Annotated in this window: 13 protein-coding genes; 8 read left to right on the top strand and 5 right to left on the bottom strand. The window is 61.5% G+C overall.

Going from position 1 to position 23,169, the window contains the following annotated elements; genetic code table 11:
- The first annotated feature begins 36 nt into the window (after positions 1 to 36).
- The 4 genes from ACR0NO_RS14790 to ACR0NO_RS14775 are packed head-to-tail and all read left to right on the top strand — an operon-like array spanning position 37 to position 6,714.
- A complete protein-coding gene (locus ACR0NO_RS14790) occupies positions 37 to 1,044 on the top strand; it encodes an AAA family ATPase (RefSeq protein WP_170379521.1) in 1,008 nt (335 codons plus the stop codon).
- A complete protein-coding gene (locus ACR0NO_RS14785) occupies positions 1,041 to 1,916 on the top strand; it encodes a DUF58 domain-containing protein (RefSeq protein ID WP_480541985.1) in 876 nt (291 codons plus the stop codon). The genes ACR0NO_RS14790 and ACR0NO_RS14785 overlap by 4 nt, the downstream gene beginning before the upstream one ends.
- Positions 1,913 to 4,675: a DUF4159 domain-containing protein gene (locus ACR0NO_RS14780; protein ID WP_480724495.1), complete on the top strand. Its 2,763-nt coding sequence runs from the start codon at positions 1,913 to 1,915 to the stop codon at positions 4,673 to 4,675. Before ACR0NO_RS14785 ends, ACR0NO_RS14780 begins: the two co-directional genes overlap by 4 nt.
- Complete coding sequence (locus ACR0NO_RS14775; protein ID WP_480724494.1) at positions 4,672 to 6,714, top strand: hypothetical protein; 2,043 nt, start codon at positions 4,672 to 4,674, stop codon at positions 6,712 to 6,714. Before ACR0NO_RS14780 ends, ACR0NO_RS14775 begins: the two co-directional genes overlap by 4 nt.
- Before the next feature lie 84 nt (positions 6,715 to 6,798).
- Here ACR0NO_RS14775 and pbpC read toward each other — a convergent pair whose 3' ends face one another.
- On the bottom strand, positions 6,799 to 8,859 hold the full coding sequence (gene pbpC, locus ACR0NO_RS14770) for a penicillin-binding protein 1C (RefSeq protein ID WP_480724493.1): 2,061 nt from the start codon (positions 8,857 to 8,859) through the stop codon (positions 6,799 to 6,801).
- Positions 8,856 to 14,279: an alpha-2-macroglobulin family protein gene (locus tag ACR0NO_RS14765; protein WP_480724492.1), complete on the bottom strand. Its 5,424-nt coding sequence runs from the start codon at positions 14,277 to 14,279 to the stop codon at positions 8,856 to 8,858. Before ACR0NO_RS14765 ends, pbpC begins: the two co-directional genes overlap by 4 nt.
- Positions 14,280 to 14,395: 116 nt before the next feature.
- On the opposite strand from ACR0NO_RS14765, the gene ACR0NO_RS14760 reads away from it, so the two are divergent.
- Entirely contained in the window at positions 14,396 to 16,603 is a 2,208-nt protein-coding gene (locus ACR0NO_RS14760) for a response regulator (protein ID WP_480724491.1), read from the top strand.
- Positions 16,604 to 16,676: 73 nt separating this feature from the next.
- Here the strand turns inward: ACR0NO_RS14760 and yaaA are convergent, their stop codons facing one another.
- The 3 genes from yaaA to ACR0NO_RS14745 all read right to left on the bottom strand — a co-directional run bounded on the left by yaaA (position 16,677) and on the right by ACR0NO_RS14745 (position 19,886).
- The gene (gene yaaA, locus ACR0NO_RS14755) at positions 16,677 to 17,447 is read right to left on the bottom strand and encodes a peroxide stress protein YaaA (protein ID WP_480724490.1); all 771 of its coding nucleotides are present in this window, start codon (positions 17,445 to 17,447) and stop codon (positions 16,677 to 16,679) included.
- Between the two features lie 33 nt (positions 17,448 to 17,480).
- The gene (recQ, locus tag ACR0NO_RS14750) at positions 17,481 to 19,520 is read right to left on the bottom strand and encodes a DNA helicase RecQ (RefSeq protein WP_480724489.1); all 2,040 of its coding nucleotides are present in this window, start codon (positions 19,518 to 19,520) and stop codon (positions 17,481 to 17,483) included.
- Between the two features lie 78 nt (positions 19,521 to 19,598).
- Positions 19,599 to 19,886, bottom strand: coding sequence for a YggT family protein (locus ACR0NO_RS14745; protein ID WP_170472916.1), 288 nt, complete (start codon positions 19,884 to 19,886; stop codon positions 19,599 to 19,601).
- 129 nt (positions 19,887 to 20,015) lie between these two features.
- Between ACR0NO_RS14745 and ACR0NO_RS14740 the strand changes: the two genes are divergently transcribed.
- From ACR0NO_RS14740 to ACR0NO_RS14730, 3 genes are read left to right on the top strand one after another with little or no spacing between them, the layout of a single operon-like run.
- The gene (locus ACR0NO_RS14740; RefSeq protein WP_480724488.1) at positions 20,016 to 21,383 is read left to right on the top strand and encodes an MFS transporter; all 1,368 of its coding nucleotides are present in this window, start codon (positions 20,016 to 20,018) and stop codon (positions 21,381 to 21,383) included.
- Positions 21,380 to 22,243: a penicillin-insensitive murein endopeptidase gene (gene mepA, locus ACR0NO_RS14735; protein WP_480724487.1), complete on the top strand. Its 864-nt coding sequence runs from the start codon at positions 21,380 to 21,382 to the stop codon at positions 22,241 to 22,243. Before ACR0NO_RS14740 ends, mepA begins: the two co-directional genes overlap by 4 nt.
- Entirely contained in the window at positions 22,216 to 23,100 is an 885-nt protein-coding gene (locus ACR0NO_RS14730; RefSeq protein ID WP_480724486.1) for an esterase-like activity of phytase family protein, read from the top strand. The genes mepA and ACR0NO_RS14730 overlap by 28 nt, the downstream gene beginning before the upstream one ends.
- Positions 23,101 to 23,169 lie beyond the last annotated feature (69 nt).

Here is a 23,169-nt window from a genome sequence, read left to right as displayed (position 1 = left end):
AGACTTCATCTATAATAGTCCACGGAAGGGAAAGTCATGTCCGAACCTGCCGACCTCGTGTCCGAGATCGAAGCGTTGGAAAACAAGCTGCAAGAGGCGAAATCCTCGATCACCCGCCGCTTCATCGGGCAGGAGAGGGTCGTGGACCTGACCCTGACGGCGCTGCTGTGCGGGGGGCATGCCCTGCTGATTGGCTTGCCAGGTCTGGGCAAAACCCGACTGGTCGAGACGCTTTCGACTGTGATGGGCCTGCATGGCAACCGTATTCAATTCACGCCTGACCTGATGCCGGCCGATATTCTGGGGTCCGAGGTTCTGGATACCGCCGATGATGGCAGCCGTCATTTCCGGTTTATTTCGGGGCCGATCTTTTGTGAGCTGCTGATGGCGGATGAGATCAACCGCGCCAGCCCTCGGACGCAGTCGGCATTGCTGCAGGCGATGCAGGAGCGCACGGTGACCGTGGCGGGCGAAGACCGAGTGCTGGGTACGCCGTTCCACGTGTTGGCAACACAGAACCCGATTGAGCAAGAGGGCACCTATCCGCTGCCCGAAGCTCAGCTAGACCGTTTCCTTGTGCAGATCGACGTGGAATACCCTGATCGCCAGACTGAGCGGGATATCCTTCTGGCCACCACCGGCGTGGCCGAGGACGAGGCGCATCAGATCTTCAGCAAAGAAGAGCTGTTGGCCGCCCAAGTCCTGCTGCGCCGGATGCCTGTGGGGGATTCGGTTGTGGAACTGATCCTCGATCTGGTCCGCGCCTTCCGCCCCGAGGAAGCGGGCGTCTCGGATCGCGTCGCTGAAACCGTTGCTTGGGGTCCCGGTCCGCGTGCGGCGCAGGCGCTGATGATGACCGTGCGGGCGCGGGCGATGTTGCAGGGGCGTCTGGCCCCGAATGCCGAGGACGTTCTGGATATGGCCCGCCCGGTTCTCAGCCACCGGATGGCTCTGAACTTTGCGGCACGTGCGCGGGGCGACAGCCTTGCCGACCTGATCGACAGCACAGCTGCTGGCCTGATCCGCACTGAGGCTGCGGCGTGAATGCTGCGCTGACCCTTCGTCAACGATCCGAGGCCGAGGCGTCCCGGCTGCCGCCGCTTTTGGCGCGTGCCGAGCATCTGGCCGGCACTGTTCTACTAGGTGACCATGGTCGGCGGCGATCCGGCATGGGGGACGACTTCTGGCAATATCGTCCCGCCCAGATAGGAGACAGCCGCCGGATGATCGACCATCGCCGATCAGCGCGCGGGGATCAGCAATTCGTGCGCGAACGCGAGTGGCAGATCGCGCAATCGGTCATGCTGTGGGTCGATCAGGGGGCCTCGATGCGCTTTTCGTCGGATAAGGGGCTGCCCTCCAAGGCGGATCGCGCCCGACTGTTGGGTCTGGCGACTGCGATCCTTCTGGTGCGCGGGGGCGAGCGTGTTGGCCTGACAGGTACAACCCTGCCGCCCCGACGCGGGAATGCGCAGATCATACGTTTGGCCGAGGCATGGTCCGAGGATTCCGAGGTCGACTACGCTCCGCCCGAACACCGCGCTATGATCCCTCATGCCCGCGCGGTGTTCATCTCGGACTTTCTTGGCCCAATGGACGAGGTTGAACTGGCCCTGACCAAAGCAGCAGATCGCGGCGTTCGGGGCGTTTTGTTGCAAGTCCTCGATCCGGGGGAAGAGACGTTTCCCTTCGCGGGCCGCACCATTTTCGAAAGCGTCGGCGGCACCGTTCGGCATGAAACACTGAAGGCCGGAGAGCTGCGCGATCGGTATCTGGACCGCCTCGCTGCACGCAAGGATGCGTTGACGCATCTGTGCCGCGCAACCGGCTGGCAGTTGGGTCTGCACCACACCGGAGATAGTGCGCAATCGGCTCTATTGTGGCTCTATCGTGCGCTGGACGGGGGTGTTCAATGACCGTTTTGGCGGGCATCGGCTTCACCGCGCCGTGGGTGTTATTGGGTCTGCTGACCCTTCCGATCCTGTGGCTGATCCTGCGCGCGGTCCCACCTGCGCCGATCCGTCGGATGTTCCCGGCGGTCACACTTCTACTCGGCCTCAAAGATGATGAGAGCGTATCGGACCGGACACCCTGGTGGTTACTTTTACTGCGGATGCTGGCGGCAGCAGCGATCATCATCGGGCTGGCCGGTCCCGTATTGAACCCGTCGCGCGATCAGACGGGCACTGGCCCCCTGATGCTGGTGCTGGATGCAAGCTGGGCCGGGGCCACGCGCTGGTCGTCAACGCTAGACCAGATCGACGCGCAATTGACCGAAGCCGGACGCGCGGGCCGCCCCGTCTCGATCCTGCGCCTCACCGAGCCGGAACCGCCCGTGTTTCAGGCGGCTGAAGCTTGGCGCAACCGTTTGCCGGGCCTTGTTCCGAACCCGTGGCAGCCGACCGAAGATCAGGTTGATCAGGTCATCGCCGCGCTGGATCAGGTCGAGGGCGGGTTTGATACGCATTGGTTCAGCGACCGCTTGGAATATGAAAAACACCCAGAGTTAGTGTCGGAACTGCAGTCCCGCGGGCAAGTCACCGTCTACCGCTCGAACGCGGCTGCGCTGGCGCTTTTGCCTGCCGTTTATCAGGACGGCGTCATTCAATTGACCGCATTGCGGGCCGAACCGGGCCCGGAGGAGAGTGTGACCGTTCTGGCGCAAGGCCGTGACCCGGCAGGCACGGCACGGGTACTGCAATCGGCCGAGATGACTTTCGCAACCGGAGAAACACAGGCCCAGATCGACCTCGCTCTACCGTCTGAGCTGCGCGCCCGGATCACACGGTTTGAGCTGCAGGGCCAGCGCTCGGCCGGGGCGGTGACGCTAACCGATGACAGTTTGCGGCGGCGCGAGGTTGCGCTGATCGCCGGAACCCTCAACCGCGAGGGGTTGGAGCTGTTGTCGCCGCTCCATTACCTCACGCAGGTTCTGATCCCCACCGCCGATTTTGTTGAGGGCGGCCTGCCCGAGGTTCTACCTGCAAATCCCGATGTAATTGTGCTCTCGGATGTCGCCCAGATCTCGGGTCCGGAAGAGGTTGCCCTGATCGAATGGGTCGAACAGGGCGGCCTGTTGCTACGATTTGCAGGGCCCCGCATGGCGGCGAGCGATCTGGGTCGCGATGAAGAGGATACGCTGCTGCCAGTTCGCTTGCGCAGCGGCGGTCGCACCGTTGGCGGCGCAATGAGCTGGGGGGAATCCAAGACGCTGGCGCCATTCCCCGAGGACTCGCCTTTCTACGGTTTGCAGATACCGAATGACGTGACCGTTTCCACTCAGGTCATGGCGCAACCAGACCCTAACTTGGCGGATCGCGTGATTGCGTCGCTGTCGGACGGCACCCCTCTGGTCACCCGCAAGGCGCTGGGTTTGGGGCAGGTTGTCCTGTTCCACGTGACCGCCGATGCGGAATGGTCCAGCTTGCCGCTGTCTGGCCTGTTCGTGGAAATGCTGGACCGTCTGGCCGTTGCCTCGGCCGCGAAATCGCGTCAGGTCGCGCAATTGGAGGGCACCACGTGGGAGCCGGTCCAGATCATGGATGGATTCGGCGCGTTGTCCGATGCCGGTACGCTGGCGGGTGTGGATGGGGTTGAGCTGGTGTCAGGACAGATTGGGCCCGACCTTCGTCCTGGCCTCTATGAAAGTGGGAAGCAAAAGCTGGCGCGGAACGTTTTGTCCGAGGAGACGACGCTCAGCCCCGTTGTCTGGCCCGCAGATGTTCCGATCCGCGGGCAGGAGGCTTCAACCGAGACACCTCTCGGGGGAATATTGTTGAGTCTCGCGCTGGTCCTGCTGACCGTGGATGTCATCGCGTCCCTGGCCTTGTCGGGCCGTTTGGGGCTGGCCAAGGCGGCGGCGGTTGCTTTAGGGGCCGTGCTGATGGCGCCCGAGGCGCAGGCGCAGTCGCCCGATGAGACCGACTTTGCCCTCGCCGCGACCCATGAACTGGTTTTGGCGCATGTGTTGACTGGCGACAGCCAGGTGGACGACATCGCACAGGCTGGGTTGCGAGGATTGGCTCAGACGTTGAACTACCGCACCTCGGTCGAACCCGCTGCGCCGATTGGCGTTGATCTGGAACGGGACGAGTTGGCCTTTTTCCCGCTGCTCTACTGGCCCATCACGCAGGATCAGCCGCGCCCCTCGGATGAGGCCTATGCCAAGCTGAATGCCTATCTGCGCTCGGGCGGTATGATCCTGTTTGACACGCGCGATGCGGATATCGCGGGTTTCGGTGCCTCCAGCCCCAATGGGCGCAAGCTGCAGCAACTGGCGGCGCCGCTAAATATCCCCGCGTTAGAGCCGATCCCGAACGATCACGTGCTGACGCGAACCTTCTATCTTCTGCAGGATTTCCCCGGTCGCTACGCGGGAACCGATGTCTGGGTTGAGGCCGCTCCGCTGGATGCCGAACAGATCGAAGGGATGCCCTTCCGTAACCTCAACGACAACGTGACGCCCGTGGTGATCGGCGGCAATGACTGGGCCGGGGCCTGGGCGGTGGATCGTAACGGGCAGGCGCTTCTGCCCGTCGGGCGTGGCTATGCGGGGGAACGTCAGCGCGAGCTGGCCAATCGCTTTGGGGTCAATCTGGTGATGCATGTGCTGACCGGGAACTACAAATCCGATCAGGTCCATGTGCCTGCTCTGCTGGACAGGTTGGGACAATGACCGGAACTGTTATCTTTGATCCGCTGATCCCGTGGCCAATACTACTTGTGGTCGCCTCGATCGCCGTTGCAGGCGTGGTCTTGGCGGTCTGGCGGGGATTGTCCGGATGGGCGTTGCGTGGGTTGGCCGTTTTGGTGGTGATCGCGGCGCTTTCCGGTCCGGTCTATCAGGTCGAAGACCGCGCGCCGCTGACAGATATCGTTCTGATGATCGAGGATGAAAGCGCCAGCCAGACACTCTCGGACCGAGCCGATCAAACCGCCCAAGCGGTCGAGGCCTTGGCGGCCGAAATCGAGTCGCGCGACAATACAGAACTGCGCCGCATCCGCGTGGGCGATGGCGATGGCGACGAAGGCACGCAAGTGATGGCCGCGGTGAATGCGGCCCTCGCCGAGGAGCCGCGCGCGCGGGTGGCCGGTATACTTGTTGTCTCGGACGGGATCGTTCATGACGTTGATCAAGCGCCCGACCTGCCCGCGCCGATGCACCTTTTGCAGACCGGGCGTGAGAGCGACTGGGACCGCAGGCTCATCGTCCGCAATGCGCCTGCCTTTGCCATCATCGGTGAACCCGTAACCCTGACCCTGCGCGTTGAAGACAGCGGGGCGGCTCCGGGCGGGGCCACCAGCGCGCCGCTTGAGATCTCGGTCGATGGGGGCGAGCCGGAGGAATTTCGTATTCCAATCGGTGTGGATGTCGAACTGCCGATTTCTCTGCCGCATGGGGGTCGGAACGTCATCCAGTTCACGGTTCCGGAGGCCGAAGGTGAGCTGACCGATCGCAACAATACCGCATTGATCCAGATGAACGGCGTGCGCGACCGCCTGCGCGTTTTGCTGGTGTCGGGCGAGCCGCATCCCGGCGGGCGCACCTGGCGCAATCTGCTGAAATCCGACAGCTCGGTCGATTTGGTGCATTTCACCATTTTGCGCCCGCCTGAGAAACAGGACGGTGTCCCGGTGGATGAGCTTTCGCTGATCGCCTTCCCGACGCGCGAGCTGTTTCTGGAGAAGATCAACGATTTCGACCTGATCATCTTTGATCGCTACAAACGCCGGGGCATCCTGCCTGCGATCTATCTGGATAACGTCGCCGATTATATCGACAGCGGCGGCGCTGTGCTGATTGCCGCTGGCCCCGATTTCGCCACCGCAGACAGCATCTTCCGCTCACCACTTGCGGGTAGCCTGCCAGCGCAACCGACGGCAAGGGTGATCGAAGAGCGCTACGTTCCCATGGTCAGTGATCTGGGGCATCGGCACCCTGTGACCACCAATCTTGGCGATTCCGAGGATTGGGGCGCGTGGCTTCGGCAGATCGATGTGAATGAACGCTCGGGGCAGGTGTTGATGACCGGCCTTGATGACCGGCCGCTGTTGGTATTGGACCGGGTCGGTGAGGGACGGGTGGCCCTGTTGGCGTCAGACCACGCCTGGCTGTGGAGCCGTGGTTTTGAAGGCGGCGGGCCTCAGCTGGAATTGTTGCGACGTCTGGCACATTGGATGATGAAAGAGCCCGAGCTTGAAGAAGAAGCGCTTTGGGCCGAGGCCAATGGCCAGTCGATGCGTATCATTCGCCAGACCCTCGAAGAAGAGGTCGGTCCGGTGACGATCACCCGGCCCAATGGCGAAACGCTTGAGATCATCCTTGAAGAGGTTTCGCCCGGACGGTTCGAGGCGCAGTATTTTGGGCCCGAGATTGGCCTCTATCGCCTGCAGGAGGGCGATTTGATGGCCGTGATCGGCCTCGGTCCTGCGGCTCCGAAAGAGTTTGAGCGTACCATCGCAACAGGTGAAGTGCTGGAGCCTGTGATCGCCGCCATGCGCGGTGGTGTGATCCGGCTGGAAGAGGGTTTACCTTCAATCCGCAACGTCCGCGCTGGGCGTCCGGCGGCGGGGCGTGGCTGGATCGGTCTTACCCCGCGCGAGGCCTATGAGACGCGGGACGTTACTCAAGCCGGGTTGCTGCCGCCGTGGCTGGTACTGCTGCTGGCTGGTGGCTTCCTGCTGGGCGGCTGGCTTCGCGAAGGCCGTCGCTAGATCGCCTAGGGTTTGACTTGCGACACAAATACCCTGCCACGCTATCAGCGTTCTCGGACATTCGAGTCACTTGATGGAACCGCTTTAGTCGATCCGAACTGACACCCGATCTGACGCGCCATGGGCGTCTACCACCACCAGTGCGGAATACCCGCGACCCGGGTTCGGGATGTCGAACTCGCGATGTCGTTGCCCAGTCAATACCGGAACGCCATCCGCCAAAAGCGAGAATGGTTCAACGCCGCCGCGCAGTTTGACGGTCACCGGGCCTCCATCCGTCTCTAACACAGAGTTATTGGGCGGAAAGATCAGGTCCGGGGCGCTTGGGTCATCGTCGAACGCTGCCCCTCGGGGCCGAAAGCGTTGCAAAGGTTGCGGCAGTTCGGCGGCCCCCACGATCAAAGTCGATGGCGGTGGTGGGCGCAGCGGGGTAGCAGCCGGTTTCAGATGACCGAAGGCTTCAAACAACAGGGGGGCCGCCAACTCTCCACCAAAGGCGCCGGGGACCGGAGTTCCATCCGCGCGCCCGAGCCACACACCGATGACATGCTGGCCGTCAAAGCCGATCGCCCAGGCGTCCCGGTGCCCGTAGGACGTGCCGGTCTTATACGCCAAGCCAAATGCAGCGGCCCCTGGTGGAGGGGCAAGACCGACCAGAATATCGCTCACCTGCCATGCCGCGTCATCTGACAGAACCCGAGGCGACTTAGCGCGATCCGCCAAGGCCTCATGGCGCAACCATGGCCCCTGCCCACCTGCGGCCAACGTGGCGTAGAGTTGCACCAGATCGCGCAGGCTCAGCCCGACACCCCCCAGTGAGATGGCAAGGCCTGGGGTGCCTCCTTTCAGTTTCGGGTGGGCTCCGGCCTGCTTAAGGGCGGCCATCACGCGCGCAGGCCCAAGCTCATCCGTCAGGCGTACAACTGGAATATTAAGCGACATTTGCAGCGCGTCCCGAACCCGCACATCGCCGCGAAATATGCCATCGAAGTTGCGTGGCGCGTAGCGACCAAACATCACCGGGCTGTCGCTGATCAGCGTTTCGGGATGGGCAAGCCCCTGATCGAAGGCCAACCCATAGACCAGAGGCTTCAGCGTCGACCCCGGAGACCGTAGCGCTTGGGTCATATCCACGAACCCTTGCCGCGCGTCCTGGTAGCCCGAAGAACCGACCGAGGCCAGAATCTCTCCGCTGCGGTGATCAGCCACGATTAAAGCCCCCGAAATACGCGGCCCCGCTCTTGCCGCTGCCTGCGCTACAAGAGGTTCCAGCCGCTTCTGCAGCCCGGCATCCAGTGTCAGGTCCAAAGCCTCCGCTTCCGGGTTTTCACGCCGCGCTCGGTCCGTCAGGTGAGGGGCCAAACGGGGAAATGGGCGCATCTGATGCGGGATATCTTCGATCAGTGCGCTGTGCGTCTCGGATTCAGTCAGAACCCCATAGGACTGCATCCGCTTCAGTACCCGGTCGCGCGCATCTCGGGCGGTCGACGGCGCGCGGTCAGGGCGTCGAACCTCGGGCGATTGAGGAAGGGCAATCAGCAGAGCGGCCTGCGCGGGGGTCAACCGCGCTGGATCTTTTCCAAACCACGCACTGCTACCTGCGCGAAGTCCTTCCAGATTGCCACCATAGGGCGCGTGGGTCAGATAGAGGTCTAGAATCTGCTGCTTGCTCAGCCGCCGTTCCAGCGCCAATGAGACCCTAACTTGGCGAATCTTGCCACTCCAACGCCCGGTTGAGCCGTCTTCGATCAGTCGCGCGACCTGCATGGTTAGGGTTGAGCCACCCGAAACGGTACGCCCATTCCATAGGGCTTGCCCGGCAGCGCGGAGGAACGCGACGGGGTCGACGCCGGAATGTGTCCAGAACCGTTTATCCTCATACCGAACCAGCATTTCGATGAACGCCGGGTCCACCGGGCCGGGGCGCATCCGCCAGATACCATCTTCGACCGGGAAGGCCCGCAAAAGGGCTCCGTCCCGGTCCCTCATTTCGACCGAGATTTCGGCCAGAACAGGTGGCAGGACGGTCGCGTCTACCCACCCATCCAACCGGTCTCGCGCGAAGGCGGTCAGGTAGAGCGCAGAGGCCAGCGCCAGCAGCGCCGGGGCGAACCCGCTGCGCCGATATGGATGGCGCGGAATCACCGCACCTCAACTCGCCCGGTTTCCGTCCGCGCGCGGTTTTGCGGGCGATACATATCCTCGACCGAGGCGGCCGGGTGGTGGAACGCACCCGGCGTGACCGCGCGGGCCACATAGGCCAGCGTCACCGTCTCGCCCCCGGACAGATCGACCGCCGCCAGAAAGCGGTCTGAGCGGAACTCGGTATGTGTCGCGTCGGACAGGTCCAGCCAATCCAACGCGCGCACATCGCCTGATCGCAACAGGTTGGGGTTGTCGATTTCGATCCCCGCTGCCAGAGGGTCATCGATCATTAGACGCGCTCCACCGTTTTCGAACGGTGTGACGGTCAGGACGGTTACAAAGCGGTCGCCGGCAGTGAAGGTGGACGGGTCCAGAGGGTCGCCGTCCAGAGAGTAGTAGGCTCTGTTTATGGCGTATCCGGTGCCTCCGGCTTCGGGCGGAGTGGTTGGGATGCCCGTCACTGTCAGTGTGATATTGGTTGAGTTGGCCGAGGTGGCCGAGATGTTCAGGTCATCCGTAAACCGTGTCTCACGCACTTGAACGAAAGGGCCAGAGACCGGCGCGCCGTTCACCATCAACCCCGAGTCGGATGGGTCGGATACAAGCGCATGCGCGGCCAGCAGAGACCATGAAGCCTCCTGCGTCGACAAATGCGCGCGGCCTGAGGTGACACGTTGGACAAGCGCGTCGCGATCCACTGCCTGACTGCCCGCATCGACCGCAAGGGTCAGAAGACCGGCGGCATCCCGCAGATCTGTGCCGTAGTCGACTCGCCACAGGTAGCGCTCCTGCGCGGGTCGGCGCTGCAGCAGCTGGGCCGCACGGGCGAACATGGCATCGGCACGGGTTTGATCTCCGTAGGACGCCAGGGCTGCCCCAAGTTGCGCTGCGGCCAGAGGGGTGTCGAAAGCGTCACCCTTGGTATCCGTGTAATAGCGCAGATCGCCCATCGAGGCTGCGCCTTCGCGCGCCAACACCATCAGAGCATAGGCGATATCTTCACCGCCTTCGTCGAAATCCGGGGCATAGTTCACGCGGTTTCGGAGGTTGTCCATGGCCTGCGCAAAGGCGCGGTCCGACACCGGGTGGCCTTGCGCTCGGGCGCGCGAGAGGAAGTCGGTGACATAGGCGTCCAACCAGAAATCTCCGCTCTCCGCCCGCCAGAGGCCAAACGCTCCGTTCGGAGCCTGCCGGGTCAGGATACTGCGGATCGAGTCGCTGATGCGTTGATCCACAATCGGGCCGTCACCCAGCCCCGACGCTTGCGCCACGGACGACAGGTACAGCAGCGGCAGCGCCTTGCTGGTGATCTGCTCAGTGCAGCCATAGGGGTAGCGGTTCAACTGATCCAGAAGGGCGGGCGTGTCGAACTTTGCCAAAACGCCCGCAGACAGGATCGCCTTTGCGGTGCCGGGCTGGAAGCCATCGAACACGTCCTGGGTGAACAGGAAATTGTCGCCTGTACCCAGCGAAAACCGCCGTGTTTGAGCCACAATAGGGTCGTTTGCGCGTACCGGCATCCGGAGGGTTTGCGACAAGTCACGGCCATCCGGCGTCGTGATCGCCACGCTGATTTCCGGGTCTCCGACGGAAAGCGCGCGCAGCGGGATGTCGAACACCGCCTTACCGCCATCCTCCAGAACAAAGCTGGCGGGTGCTGTTCCCAACTCCAACCCGGTTGAGGTGGTCAGTCCCAGTCCCATCTCACCTGACGGGCCATCGGCGTGGACGACTTCAAGCAACATCCTGCTTTGGTCGCCTGGGGCCAGAAAACGGGGCAGGCTGGCTGTGACGACCACGGGGTCGCGCACGATCATCTCGGCCTCGGCCTGTCCTACGGCTGCCGCCGACCAGGCGACCGCCATCAGCCGTACGGTTCCGTTGAAGGCGGGCAGAGGGATGTCGACCTTGACCTCTCCGTTTGCATCCACCTGAACCGGGCCGCTGAAAACGGCCATCAGGTCTTGCGTAGGCGGAGGGGATTGCCTCTGCATCCCCGAATTGTCTCCACCAGATCGGATCGTGCTCATTGCACCGTTCATGCCGTCGATCAGGCGGCCATAGACGTCACGCAGGTCCACACCCAGACGGCGCTGGCCGAAATAGTAACTCTGCGGATCGGGGCTGTCGAAACCGGTCAGGTTCAGAATACCCACATCCACGGCGGCCAGCGTCAGCCAAACAGGCTCACCTTCGGGCGCATTCTCGACCCTAACAAGGGCTTTCTGTGTCGTTCTGGGAGAGGTCACCTGCGGCACGTCAATGCTCACATCCAACAGACGCCCGACAGGCTCAACCGTTGCATGGGCCACGCCCATCGCCCGTGCCGGGTTCTGACCGGCTGCGACATCCATGGGGCGGATCACGGTGGCGGTGACATAGGCTCCGGCGCCCCAATCCTCGGTCACGTCGATCGGGATCACGGTTTCGCCCTCTGGCACGTCGACCATCTGGCGGTGGATCAGACGGTTCGAGAGGACCTCGATCTGCGCCACGCCTGCCATGCGCGGCACGATCCGCAGTTGCGCCGTCTCACCCGGGCGATAGCTGTCGCGGTCCAGCGACATCTCCAGCCGGTCGGGCGAGGTTGAGGCGTCTGCCGCCTGATACCAGCCCGCGCTGAATTCCACGGCGGTTTCCGCGTATGTGCCATCGAGGCGTTCGACGACCAGTTCATACTGTCCCCAGTCGACCGGTTGCGACAGGTTCAGCGGCTCTGCGCCTGTCTCAACCTCACCGGCGGCAATTCGGGTACGGCGCGTGGTCGGCTCCCAATTCCAATCGCCGTAGAGCTGATACCATTGATAGCGGGTTTCCAGCCTGTTCAACGTCCAGCGCAGGCGCATGGGTTCAATGATCAAGTCCGAAGACAGGCCGATGATTTGGAACGCGGCCTCGGTGCCTTCGGGGATCACATCCTCGACCAAGGGCCGGATACCGATCATCGCCTTTGCGGATCGGACAGGAGCCGTCAGGCGGCGTTCGACAGGGCGGCCTGATCCGTCCGTCAGTCGGGCGACAACTTCGGCTTCAAGAGGTTTGCCATTCGTCTCTAACTCGGGGATTTCGATGGCAATCGAGGCCTGTCCAGAAGCATCCGTCAGCGCATCGCCAAAATATGTGCTTTTCGTTGAAGTCTCGGCGTCGTAGCGCCCAAAGCGATAGGTTTCAAAGCCTGGAACGGCGTCACTTGGGCGGGCGATGACCTGACCATCAATGCTCAGGTCTGACCCCGGCGCGCCGAAAAGGTAGCGCGCGTCGATCTGCAAGGGCGGCGTATCGCCGGGGCGCAGAGGGGCGTCTGGCAGGCTGAGGTCAAAGTCGATGCGCTCGGGCAGGAAATCCTCCACCAGCACGGTTTGACGGGCCAGAGCGTCGGCCTTGGGGTCGGACTTGATCTCGATCTTCCACGTTCCGCGCGGCACATCCGGGGCGACGGGCAGGCTGAAGACATGGCCGCCCGCAACACCGCCATCCGAGACCGCGCGGCGATATTCCACCCCATCGGGGCGATAGAGAACGGCGGTCAGGGGTAGACCTTCGATGGCCTGAGCTGTGTTGTCGCGGGATAGAGCTGTGATGTGAATGACCTCTCCGGCGCGATAGGCGCCTCGGTCGGTGGTCAGGAATACATCCACAGGACCCGCTGGCGCACGCCCTTCGACCCCGCGATCCGAGAGGTCAAAGGCGGGGTCGGTCAGAGAGAGGAAGCTGAAATCGGAATCCCCGTCCGCCACCATCACCAAAGCAGGTGCGCTTGCCCCCTTGCCGCGGGTCAGGCCCGCTTCGAACTGCGCATAGCCGCTGGCATCTGTCTGCGCCTTGGCAATCACCGCGTTGGCGTTTGAAACCAGCGAGACCTCGATCCCCTCGCGAGGGGTTGCGTCGTGCAGACCGCGTACGGTGACATGCAGCCCGTCGGTGCCAAGGGCCGTGCTGATCCCCAGATCGGTCAGCACAAACCACTGAGTTGCGCCTGGATCATCATAGGGATCTGCACCGGGGACGCGCGCAGTCAGGGCGTAGATCCCAGCGGGTTGATCGGCAATCGCCTCCGCCATGGGCAGGCGGGCGGTCATGCTCTGGTTCAATTCGTTTGCGATCTCGGCGGTACCGATCCAGACATCCTCGGCAATCTCGTCCGAGAATTCACGTTCCTGCCACTCGCTGAGGGGGCGGCCAAAGAAATCCTGCTGGACGGCCCTGATCAGGTTGCGGTCGCTGACGCGTCGCAAGGTCAGCTCCAGAGAGCCGGTATTGACCGTCTCAACCGGCAAGGCCGCATCTGCCGATTTCGGTAGCACATAGCTGCGCCCCGGAAACCGGACCGACGGAGCACGATCACGCACGTAGTGCGTCAGCTCGACAGTACGATTCAGGGCCTCACCCGAGGCCGCCGGAAGCCCTTCGCGCAGGGAAAAGCGATAGCGTTGACCATGCGCAACGCCGTCCAGGCAAATGCTTTTGCCATCGACCTGTACCACCAGCCCATCGTCACTGCGTTGCACAAACGGGTCGTAATCGACCCCCGCCTTGACCAAGGGTTCCGAGAACTCAACGCAGATACGCGGCGCAGCGGCGTTGCTTTCCACCGTGCTGTCGATGATGCGGAAGCCGTATTTTCCGATGGCATCATCCAAAGCCGCCAGGACATCCTCACGCGGTTGGACCTGTTCGGCCAGCCGCAGTGCCGACACCATGTCTCGCCCGCGTTCGACCGCTTCCAGCGCGTCCGACATCACTATCAGCGCCGCGATTTGCGCCCCCGGTGTGTCCGCGCGTAGATATCCGTTGATGGCGGCGTTCAACGCGCGAGTGCGGAATTCCTGCTGCTCCTGATATCCATTCGGGTTCAGGCGCAGCAGCAGCCGGGCATATTCAACCCATAGGTCGGACGCATCGCTGAGGGTCACGGCCGCCCCAGTCCACAACATTGCAAGCCGGTCTGTATCTGCGTTCCGTGCTGACTCCAGCAAAGTCTGCAGGTCACGCCCTCCGGCAGAGTGACGAAACCCAAGATCGCGCGCTTGTTGAAACGCTTCGTTCAGGTCTTTCTGGCGAAGGAATATGAGGGACTTAGCGCGCGTTTTCCCCAGTAATAGGGTCTGTTCCGGCGTGAACACTTTTTGTGCCGACACCGCGCCTTGATATGGCTCCTGCCGGTTCACACCGCTTTTGGGAAAACAGGCATCTGAGCGGGTGTTGTAGGTAAAGGCCGTGCAGCTTTGATTGGCCGAACACGCGCGGATACAGGACTTCAGATCCGTATCGAACAGCGCATCCAGATCCGAGCCATAAAAATCCGCATCTCGGGTCGTGATATAGCGGAACTCGGGCACGGCAGTCTGGGCCAGAGCGCCCAAGGTCAGGGCGAAAGTGGAAATGATGTAAGTTATTGAAAAAAATACAAAGCGGTGCATTGTGACCTCCTGTTTGGGGTCAATTTGACACGTGCGGTGCCCGTCAGGCAACGGCTTAAACACTTTTTCACCGATTGCCCGGATGCTGACGGCAGAGCAGACCGGAATTACTCATCATGAGCCTTGCACAAAAATTGGCACAGGAACGGCGCGCGCGCCTGGCGGCGGAACGGATGTTGGCGCTGAAACAGGCTGAACTGTCCTCGGCCAACCGCAAATTGGGCCGCCATGCGATGGCGTTGACCAAGCGCATTGGCGAAACCCAAGCTGAAGTTGAGACCGTCCGGGACGAGAATGAAAAGGTCAAATCCGATCTGACCGAGGCCCATGCCAAGGTCGAAGTGGCCGAGCGTCGGCTGTGGCATTCGATCCAGACCATTCAGGACGGCTTTGCCTTTTTCGACGGTGACAGCCGACTGATCGGGGCCAATACCGCCTATCTGAGCGTGTTTAAGGGTCTCGATGAGGTCGCGCCGGGTATCTCGTATACGCGCATTCTTGAATTGCTGACCAACGAAGGCATCGTCGACACCGGCGTGGAAAAGGCTGGGGACTGGCAGGCCCGCATGCAAAGACGCTGGGCACGGGCCAATCCGCCACCCGAAGTGATCCAATTGTGGAATGGTCAATACGTCCGCCTGATCGACCAGCGTGGCAGCGGCGGCGATATGGTCAGCCTCGCCCTGAACATCACCGCATCCGTCCGGCATGAGGCGGAATTGCAGGCGGCACGCGACCGGGCCGAGGCCGCAAACCGCGCCAAATCGGCCTTTCTCGCGAATATGAGCCATGAAATCCGGACGCCCATGAATGGCATCGTCGGCATGACCGAACTGCTGTCCGAAACGCCGATGGACGAAGAACAGCGCCTCTATGTCAATACGATCCGCAACTCGGGTGAGGCGCTTCTGGTCATCATCAACGACGTGCTGGACTATTCCAAAATCGAAGCGGACAAGCTGATCCTGCACCCCGAGCAATTTGACCTCGAACGCTGCATCCTTGAGGTTGCGATGTCGCTGCAGCCCAGCGTGCGCGACAAGGGCCTGACCCTGCTAGTGGATTATGACCTCTTCCTGCCGACGCTGTTCGTGGGGGATCCGGGCCGTGTGCGGCAGGTTTTGACCAATCTTGTGGGCAACGCCGTCAAGTTCACCAGCGAGGGACATGTATTGATTCGGGTGACCGGTGTACCCCACCCGGACCGACAGAATTGCGATGTCCACATCGCCATCGAAGACACCGGCATCGGGATTGAGGACGACAAGATCAACCACATCTTTGGTGAGTTCAATCAGGTCGAAGATGAACGCAATCGCCAATTCGAAGGGACGGGGTTGGGCCTCGCGATCACCAAACGCCTGATCACCATGATGGGGGGCAATGTTTGGGTCGAAAGCGAAGTTGGGCAAGGGTCGTGCTTTGGCTTCCGGGTGTCTCTGCCCACCGCCGAGGGGCCGCAACCCTCTCCGCCTGACCCGCAAGGGTGCCTGAAACACGTGATGCTGGTCGAGGATATGGCCGCCAACCGGGCCATCCTCGCCAAGCAACTGGGGCGCCTTGGGGCAAAGGTCACGGTCTGCGCTTCCGGAGGCGAAGCGCTGTCGAAACTAGACCCCTCGATTGATCTGTTGCTATGCGATCATGACCTGCCCGACATGGACGGGATGGAGCTTGCGACCATCCTGCACGACCGCGGCTGGACTGAATTGCCAGTGGTCATCATGTCCACCAATCCGGGCGTCATTCACGCCAGCCCCGCGCGGCATTTGATCGAAGGCGTCTTGCAAAAGCCTATCCCCCGGTCCGAGCTTTACAGTCGACTGATCGCTTTGGGGGATCCCGTATCTCAGCCAGATACCTCGCCTCAACCTACGCCTGAGACCCACCCAATCGGGAACCGCGTGATGCGCGTTCTGGCGGCTGAGGACAACCGGACCAACCAGTTGATCCTGAATAAAATGGTCAAGGATCTGAACATCGACATGCGTTTCGCCGGCAACGGGCAAGAGGCAGTCGACCTCTATCAGGAGTTTTCACCCGATTTGATCTTCATGGACATTTCGATGCCCCGGATGGATGGCAAACAAGCCACCGCCGAAATCCGCCGCCGCGAGGTTGAAACCGGTCGTCACGTACCAATCGTCGCTTTGACGGCGCATGCCATGGCGGGGGATGATCAAGGCATTCTGGAGGCCGGTCTGGATCACTACCTGACCAAACCGTTGCACAAGACCCTCATCCAGCAAATGATCTTGGACCATTGCCCCGAGGACGCCAAACCTATCACGCCTGGAGGCAGTGATCAGGTACAAGAACCTTGAAAAGGGATCCCACCTTCATCTGGCCAAAAATATCTCGGGGAGCGCGAGGGGCTGGCCCCTCGCTTCCTGCCCTCTATGCTGCGTAAGGGCGTACGAAAACGGGCTTGTCGTCCTCGGACAGATCGGGGCGGTATTCATAGCCGCCGCTGTCAAAATCCAGCAACCCGGCCGAACCTGTCAGGCGATGCTGAATAATGTACCGTGCCATCGCGCCACGCGCTTTCTTGGCGAAAAAGCTGACGATTTTGGGCGTGCCTGCTTTGTCTTCCATGAAGACCGGAGTGATGACCTTCAGGTTCAGTGCTTTCAGGTCGACCGCCCCGAAGTACTCCTGACTGGCGCAGTTCACCAGGACCTCGCTACCAACCTCAGCCCCTTGCGCGTTCAGTGCTTTGCTAAGCTGATCGCGCCAATATTCATACAGGTTCTTGCCGCGCCGGGTTTTTAGCTTGCTGCCCATTTCCAACCGATAGGGCTGAATCGCGTCCAGAGGGCGCAGCACACCGTAAAGACCGGACAGAATGCGCAGATGGTCCTGCGCCCATGCCATCTCATCAGCGTCCAGTGAGGTTGCCTCCAGCCCCTGATAGGTGTCACCGGCAAAGGCCAGTGCGGCGGGGCGTGTCGCCTCAAGCTTGGGCGCGTCGGCGAAAGCGCGATAGCGGTCGCGGTTCAGCCGGGCCAGATCATCGCTGAGGTCCATCAGTTTCTTGAGGTCGCCCAGCGTCAGGTTGCGCGCGGTCTTAGACAGGCGGATCGCATCGTCCTGAAAGTCGGGTTGCGTGGCCTCAACATCCCGCTCTGCCCAGTCCAGCCGCTTGGCCGGGGAAATCACTACCAGCATATCCGCCCTCGTTCCTTGCCTGATAGGGCGTATTTAGCCCTCTTGCCGCAGCACGTCCAGAAAGGCTGCACCAAACCTCTCGTGACGACGATCGCCCAACACCTGTTCGACCCCGCGCGAGTCATCGGGTCGCAACTGCGCCACCTTCGCTAGTTGCGAGGCCGTGCAGCTAAGCGGTTTGTCGATCCCCTCTGGCCCGCGGGACAATTGTGACTGCACCTCAAGCAGGCGATCATAGATCTCGCCCTGCCCGCGCCCGGCCAGCTTGCGCCGCGCAGGGTGGACCGCTTCTACGGCCCCAGCAATGACCTCAAGGAAGGTGTCGCCATAGCGTTCAAGCTTCTTGGCCCCGACCCCTCCGATGCGGGCCATGTCGTCCAGCGTATGTGGACGTTTCTCGGCCATTTCGATCAGGGTGCGGTCCGGGAAGATGACATAGGCAGGCACACGCGCGGCTTCGGCCAAAGCGCGGCGCTTGGCCTTGAGGGCAGAGAGCAGCGGCGCGTCTTCTTCGGCTACCATCGCCTTGACTGCGGGGCGGCGCGTGGCTTTGCGGATCGTATCCTTGCGCAGGTTGATCTGCGCCTCACCCTTGAGGATAGGCTTAGCAGCCTCAGTCATGCGCAGGGCACCATGGCGTTCGGGGTCGGGGCGGACCAGATCATGGCCCATCATCTGCCGAAAGATCGCCTGCCATTGCGGGCGCGACCAGTCTTTGCCGATACCCCAGGTCGACAGCGTATCATGGCGGCGCGCGCGGATCTTGTCGGTTTCATTGGCGAGCAGGATGTCGATCAGATGGCCACTGCCAAACCATTCCTCGGTCCGCAGGATCGCCGACAGCGCCATGCGGACGGGGGTTGTGCCATCAAAAACCTCGGGCGGGGTGTCGCAGAGATCGCACTTGCCACAGGGCTCGGCCGTTTCTCCGAAATAGCCCAGCAGAGTCTGGCGACGGCACACCAGCGCCTCGGCCAGACCCAGCAGAGCGTTCAGACGCGCATGATCCGCCATGCGCCGTTCGGGCGGGGCGAGCCCTTCATCCACCTGCGATCGACGCAATCGAATGTCATCGGGGCCGAATAGAGTCAGGGTTTCAGCCGGGCCGCCGTCGCGCCCGGCGCGGCCGATCTCTTGATAATAGGCTTCGATGGATTTCGGCAGGTCCGCATGGGCGACCCAGCGGATATCGGGTTTGTCTATGCCCATCCCGAAGGCCACGGTGGCGACGACGATCAGCCCGTCCTCGCGGGCAAACCGCGTTTCGACGATGCGCCGGTCCTCGGGGTCCATGCCGCCGTGATAGTGACAGGCTGAATGTCCTTCGTCGCGCAGAGCCTTGGCCAGAACTTCGGTCTTGTTGCGGGTGCCACAATAGACGATGCCGGATTGGGTTTTACGCGCGGCGGCGAAATCGAGGATCTGCTTGCGCGGACCATCTTTGGCGGCAAAGGCCAGATGGATGTTGGGCCGATCAAAGCCGCGCAGGAATTTGCGCGGGGTTGTGCCGTCGAACAGTTTCTCGACGATCTCATCTTGCGTTTCGGCATCCGCCGTGGCGGTGAACGCTGCCAGAGGCACGTTCAGAGCGCGCCGCAGCTCTCCGATCCGCAGATAGTCGGGTCGGAAATCATGGCCCCATTGGCTGACGCAATGCGCCTCGTCCACAGCGATCAGGCTGACATTGATCCGGCGCAACATGCCCAGCGCGGATCCGGCCGCCAGACGCTCGGGCGCCATGTAGAGGAGTTTGAGCCGTCCGGACTCCAACGCCTCCCACACCGCGTCGGTTTCTTCGGGTGTATTGCCCGAGGTCAACGCGCCGGCTTCAACCCCGGCCTCTTGCAGGCCTCGGACCTGATCGCGCATCAAAGCGATCAAAGGGGAGATCACTACCGTCACACCATCGCGCAGCAACGCAGGCAATTGAAAACACAGAGATTTACCGCCGCCCGTTGGCATGATTGCCAATACGTTTTCACCTGCAGTTACAGCATCGACGATCTCTTCCTGACCGGGACGGAAGTCGTCGAATCCAAAGACATCTCGCAGCAGGGGTGCGGCGTCGAACATGTGCGGGGTTGCCCTGTTTTAAGGTTTATCTGCTCTTAAGACAGGACAATCACATACTAAGATTCGGTGAACAAGAGGTCAGACAAAATAGCCTGCATTGTTGATCAGGATGATCCGCGCCGCATAGACCCCGATCAGCACGACCAGAGGGGTCAGATCCAGCCCGCCCATATTCGGCAGGATACGGCGGATCGGGCCGTAGATCGGTTCGAGTATGCGGTTCAGGCCGTACCAGATTTGCGCGACCAGCTGTTGGTGCAGATTCAGCACCTGGAAATTGATCAGCCAGCTCATGATCACGTGGGCGAGGATGATGAACCAGACAATGTCCAGGATCAGCAGCAGGATTTGGATCAGCGACAGCATGGGTACTCCGTTCTTTCACCGAAAAAGACCTAAGCACACACGCCGCAAAGAGCAAGCCTGCGCCAACTGAAAGCTTGCGAATTGGACCAAACACCCGTCTTATTGGACAAAAGAAAAACTGGGGCAGTCATGGCAGAGATTTCCAATCGCAAGCGCATCTGGGGCTGGTGGTTTTTTGATTGGGCGTCTCAGCCATATCATACACTGCTGGTTACCTTTGTTTTCGGCCCCTATTTCGCCGGGGTCGCCGCAGGGTATTTCACCGATGCCGGGCTGGACCCGCAAGCCGCCGCCGCGCGGGCGCAGACGGTCTGGGCCAATTGCCTGACCATCACCGGGCTGATCATCGCCTTTGGCGCGCCCTTGCTGGGGGCGATGGCAGATGTTTCGGGTCGCCGCATACCGTGGATTTTTGCGTTCTCGGCTATGTATGCGATGGGGTCCGCTGCGCTTTGGTACACCATGCCCGACGGCTCGAACATGTGGCTGATGCTGTCGGCCTTCGGGCTGGGCTTTGTCGGGGCGGAATATGCGCTGATCTTCATCAACTCGCAGCTGCCTGAACTGGGCGATGATAATCAGGTGGGTGAGATCTCGGGTTCGGGTTTTGCCTTCGGGTATTTTGGTGGGCTGATTTCTCTGGCGATCATTCTGGCGCTGTTTGTCGAACAACCCAGCGGTAAGACATTGATCGGGATGGAGCCTGCGCTTGGCCTTGATGCCGCCACGCGTGAGGGCACGCGTTTTGTTGGGCCTTTCACCGCCGCGTGGTTCGTTTTGTTCATGGTGCCATATTTCCTGTGGGTACGTGATGACCCAAAAGCCGAGAAAACCGGCAGTTTCGCCGAGGCGCTACGCCTGCTGGGGCACTCCATCTCGAACCTGCGGCATCGGGTAAGTCTGGCGACTTATCTCGGGTCGTCGATGTTTTATCGCGACGCGTTGAACGGGCTTTACAGCTTTGGTGGAGTCTATGCGCGGCTGGTTCTTGAGTGGGATCTGATCAAGATCGGTGTCTTCGGGATTGTCAGCGTTCTGGCCTCCGCCATTTTTGCGTGGATCGGGGGCAAGTTGGATCGGAAATACGGCCCTAAACCGGTCATTTTGGTTGCAATCTGGGTGCTGATCTTTGTTTGTATCACCGTCGTTTCGATGGACCGGACGCAGATCTATGGCATAGCGCTACCTGAAGGGTCCGGACTGCCCGACATGGTGTTTTTCGGCTGTGGTATCCTGATCGGCGGGATGGGAGGGGTTTTGCAATCCGCCAGCCGCTCAATGATGGTGCGCCATACCGATCCCGCGGCTCCGGTAGAAAGCTTTGGGCTTTATGGCTTGTCCGGCCGTGCGACCGCCTTTGCCGCGCCATTGCTGATCGGAGTGGCAACAACTGTGACCGGTAGTGCAAGACTAGGGGTGTCACCGATCATTCTGTTGTTTATTCTGGGTCTATTCCTGATGCGCTGGGTAAAGCCGGAAGGGGATCAGAGCAGATGATTTTACTACGTTTTTTGGCACTATTAGCCACGATCACATGGGCAGGCACGGCGGGGGCGCAGCCCCTGGCCAAGCAGTTGTTCGGGGCGCAAAAGCATAGCTCACAACAAAAACCAGCCGCTTTCGGCAGTTATTCGCGCGGATGCGCCGCCGGATCGGTGCAACTGCCTGAAACCGGGCCGACATGGCAGGCGATGCGCCTGTCCCGCAATCGCAACTGGGGCCACCCCGAGGCAATAGATTACGTGCAGGACCTCAGCCGGTTTGCGGCCAAGCAGCCGGGGTGGAATGGTCTCTATGTCGGGGATATCAGCCAGCCGCGGGGCGGGCCGATGACCTCAGGCCATCGCTCGCACCAGTTGGGGCTGGATATCGATATCTGGATGCTGCCCGGAGACAACATGCGGCTGTCGCGCAACGCGCGTGAGAATATCTCGTCCATTTCCCTGCGTCGCGCGAACGGAGCCTTCGTCAACGGAAACTGGACCAAACAGCACCACGCCGTTCTGCGAGCAGCCGCAAAGGACAAGCGCGTCGCGCGGATTTTTGTGTTCCCAGGTGCCAAGGTTCAGATGTGCAAGGAAGAAAAGGGCAACCGGGCTTATCTGCGCAAGATCCGGCCTTGGTGGGGCCATCACTACCACTTCCATGTGCGCCTGAAATGCCCGCGCGGGTCTAAAGGCTGCGTCAATCAGGACCCGCCGCCAAAGGGTGATGGCTGCGCACAGGCGCAGGAATGGGTCAACAATATCCTCAACCCTCCGCCACCAGATCCGAACGCGCCTGCGCCAAAGAAACGTCGCGAATATGTTTTGGCCGATCTGCCCCAGCAATGCGCTGCCGTTTTGTCGTCCAACTGATTGCCGCTGCTTTGTGGGCCGGTCAGGTCGCAGCGGTTGAGGTCAAAAGCGCCACATTTCTGGGCAGCTACACATGGGTCGAGGCTACCGATTGGTTCGGTGGCTTCTCGGCCATACACCTGAGCAACGACGGCTCCCAAGCCACCCTCCTGAGTGACCGAGCTACCCTGGTCACGGCACGGATCACGCGCGATGGAGATGCGATATCGGGTGTCGAAGTGCAAAACCGCGGGCCGCTTCTGTCCAGCATGGGGCGTAAGCTGAGCGGCCGGGCGGGGGACTCTGAAGGAATCGCCCTTGCGCCAGGTGGCGGCTTTTTCGTGTCCTTCGAAGGTGTTCATCGCGTGGCCTATTATAGCTCTCCGGCAGCCAACGCGTTGGTTCTGCCGCGCCCTCACGCCTTCAGCGTGCTGAATCGCAATGGCTCGTTCGAAGGGCTGGCGATTGACGGGCAAGGGCACCTCTATACCCTACCGGAGAAAACCCGCACGGCGAGCGGCGATATTCCGGTTTTTCGCTGGGACGCGACCACCTGGTCCACCCCTTTTACCCTACCGCAGCGGGATCGCTTCCTGCCGGTTGCCGCTGATTTCGGCCCAGATGGGCGCTTCTATGTGCTTGAGCGTTCGGTTGCATTCATCGGATTTCGCACCCGCCTGCGTCGATGGGACGTCTCAAACGACACACCACGCGCCGAGGAGGTTCTGCTGGAAACCGAAACCGGCACACATGACAACCTCGAAGGTCTGTCGGTCTGGCGCGACGATCACAACCGCCTGCGCGCAACCATGATCTCGGACGACAACTTTCTGGCACTGCAACGGACAGAGCTTGTAGAATACCTACTGCCCGATTGACACGTCGCGACCAAGGGTCTAAACGCACGGCTTGCCTTGGGATGAGCCCTTGGCCAAGTCGCCGCTACC

Source organism: Ruegeria sp. CL3 (genome assembly GCF_056536505.1).
The sequence above is the reverse complement of the archived record's forward strand: the minus strand, read 5'-3'. Positions and strand labels throughout refer to the sequence as shown.